The organism is Paenibacillus sp. P4_E11, assembly GCF_056401635.1.
Genome location: NZ_JBFUIX010000321.1, coordinates 1 through 2,582, shown reverse-complemented (window position 1 = coordinate 2,582; position 2,582 = coordinate 1). Strand labels below are relative to the sequence as shown.

The 2,582-nt window shown below is 44.2% G+C and carries 3 protein-coding genes and 1 pseudogene; all 4 read left to right on the top strand.

Going from position 1 to position 2,582, the window contains the following annotated elements; translation table 11 throughout:
• Positions 1-63: 63 nt before the first annotated feature.
• Complete coding sequence (locus AC1DWB_RS33430) at positions 64-309, top strand: DUF3243 family protein (RefSeq protein WP_477545399.1); 246 nt, start codon at positions 64-66, stop codon at positions 307-309.
• A 171-nt stretch (positions 310-480) separates the two neighbouring features.
• Positions 481-1,251, top strand: a complete 771-nt coding sequence (locus AC1DWB_RS33425; protein WP_477545398.1) for a DUF3388 domain-containing protein — start codon at positions 481-483, stop codon at positions 1,249-1,251.
• Between the two features lie 53 nt (positions 1,252-1,304).
• Positions 1,305-2,189: a helix-turn-helix domain-containing protein gene (locus AC1DWB_RS33420; protein WP_477545397.1), complete on the top strand. Its 885-nt coding sequence runs from the start codon at positions 1,305-1,307 to the stop codon at positions 2,187-2,189.
• Between the two features lie 185 nt (positions 2,190-2,374).
• Positions 2,375-2,582 (top strand): annotated as a pseudogene (locus AC1DWB_RS33415) (30S ribosomal protein S12 methylthiotransferase RimO); the annotation flags it as partial.

The window sequence follows — 2,582 nt, the reverse complement described above, 5'->3', positions numbered from 1 at the left end:
GACTAATGCCCCTCCTACAACTGCAACTGCTGCTGTACAATAATGTCGAAGGAGAGTGTTATCATGTCTACGGTACTGCAAAGCTTTGAGAAATGGAAAACCTTCCTGTCAGACCGGGTGGATCAAGCTCATAAAGCAGGGATGAGCGATGAGACCATCTCCAAGCTTGCTTTTCAGATCGGAGAATTCCTATCCGATAAGATCGATCCGGAGAACAAGGAAGAGCGAATCCTGAAGGAACTTTGGGATGTAGCAGACGAAGATGAGAAAAGAATGATCGCACGTTTGATGGTCAAATTAGTGAAATAAAGCAAGATCGCCGAGCCTCCTGATGAAGGAGGCTTTTGCGCTTAGTGTAGGAAAAAGTTATTACCTCTAGGAGGAAAGAAGCGAAAATTGTAGAATAATTAATAATATTGACTAATTATGAGGATAGTCTGCTATTGTACATATATTRCAGCTTATGTGAGGGGTGTTAGAATGGAAGTTAAACAATGGTATATGGAATATAAGATTCATAAAAACCGTCCAGGGTTACTTGGTGATATAGCTTCACTGATGGGGATGCTTGAAGTGAACATCATGACAATTAATGGGGTAGAAGATAAAACACGCGGTATGCTACTTCAGACGAATGATGATGAAAAAATAGAATTAATGGGTAAAATGTTAAAGAAAGTGGATAATATAACAGTAACCGCTTTACGTACACCGAAGCTTGTTGACATCTTAGCCGTTCGACATGGACGATATATCGAGCGAGACTCCGACGATCGCAAGACGTTTCGCTTCACAAGAGATGAACTTGGGTTACTTGTCGACTTCTTAGGGGAAATATGCAAGCGTGAAGGTAATCAGGTCATCGGTCTTAGAGGGATGCCGCGGGTCGGGAAGACAGAATCGATCATTGCCGGAAGTGTGTGTGCTCAGAAGCGGTGGACATTCGTATCATCCACATTGCTGCGTCAAACGGTGCGCAGTCAACTCTCTGAGGATGAGATGAACACGCATAACGTCTTCATCATAGATGGCATAGTTTCCACGATGCGTTCCAATGAGAAGCATCATGGATTGCTCCGGGAAATTATGAGAATGCCGTCAACGAAAGTGATTGAACATCCCGATATATTCATTCGTGAATCCGAATACACATACGATCACTTTGATTACATTATCGAACTAAGGAATACCCCGGAAGAAGAGATATCCTATGAGAGTTTTATCAATATGGATCACGAGCCGGGATTTTAATCTAGCCTGCTAGTTATTAAGCATGGCGTAACATTCAAGGAGGTGAGGATGCCGTGTCCGAGCTGGGACAGTTACTGAAGCAAGCGCGCTTGGAAAACGACATTTCCTTGGATCAGTTGGAAGAGATGACGAAGATCCGGAAACGTTACTTGGAAGCAATAGAGACAGGAGAGTACAAAGTATTGCCTGGAAGCTTTTATGTCCGGGCTTTCATTAAAAGTTACGCCGAGTCCGTCGGTCTGGATCCGAACGAAGTACTTGGTATGTACCGAAATGTAATTCCGACCCCGACCCCTGAAACGACGGTTGAGCCCATCAGACGCAAGAAAACGCATGCACGTAATTCGGATAAGATTAGCAAATGGGCTTCCGCCATCCTGATGCTGGCTTTTGTCATGCTCATTCTCGGTGTTATTTATTATTTCATCAGTCAATCCTACGAGGGAGAATCTAATAAACAGGTTGACGAGGCGGATAAGATTACTGAAAAGTCAGTTCCTGATAACAAGTCTCTGACTTCCGATGGAGGCAGTCAGGGTTCAACGTCAGGTTCGAAAGCTAATGCCAGTCCAACTCCTACCCCTACGCCTACCCCAGCGGTGCCTGTGCTTACACTAGTACGGAGTGAGAACAACACGGATTTTTATTCGCTACTGAACGCGGATAAGTTGAATGTGAAGTTAACTACGAAGGGGGAAGAATGCTGGCTTCGCATTGATAAGATCGTCCCGACTACCGAAGGCAAGACAGAACGGCAAGTGTTGGAACAGAAGCTCTACAAGAAAGGCGATATTCGTGAGTGGGTGTCAGATACAAGTGTGTATTTGACAGTCGGCCTGCCAGCTGCTGCGGATATTATGGTTAATGATACCGTCCTTACATTTGCTGATACGAAGAATGCCCGGAACGTGGTTATAGAACTGAAGCGACCGGTATAAATACTTGCCATTGCATGAGTAGAAGCATCCGTCTCGGGTGCTTCTTTTTGGATTATTTATACGTAATATGGCTTTTTGACACCCTCGAGACGTTATATTATACTTGTTAAGATATGAAAGCTCCGATCGGGAGCCGACTAAAGTTGACGCAGAATCAGGATAGGCATAAAAGTTGGGGGATTGAAATGTCGGAAAAAATAAAAGTTGTAACACTCGGCTGTGAGAAAAATCTGGTCGACTCCGAGATCATGTCAGGGTTGGTTCATCAACGTGGCTATTCCCTTGTTGAAGACATGGAAGAAGCGACCGTCATTATTGTGAACACATGCGGATTCATTGACGCAGCGAAGGAAGAGTCTGTCAATACGATTCTAGACATGGCGGAATTGAAAC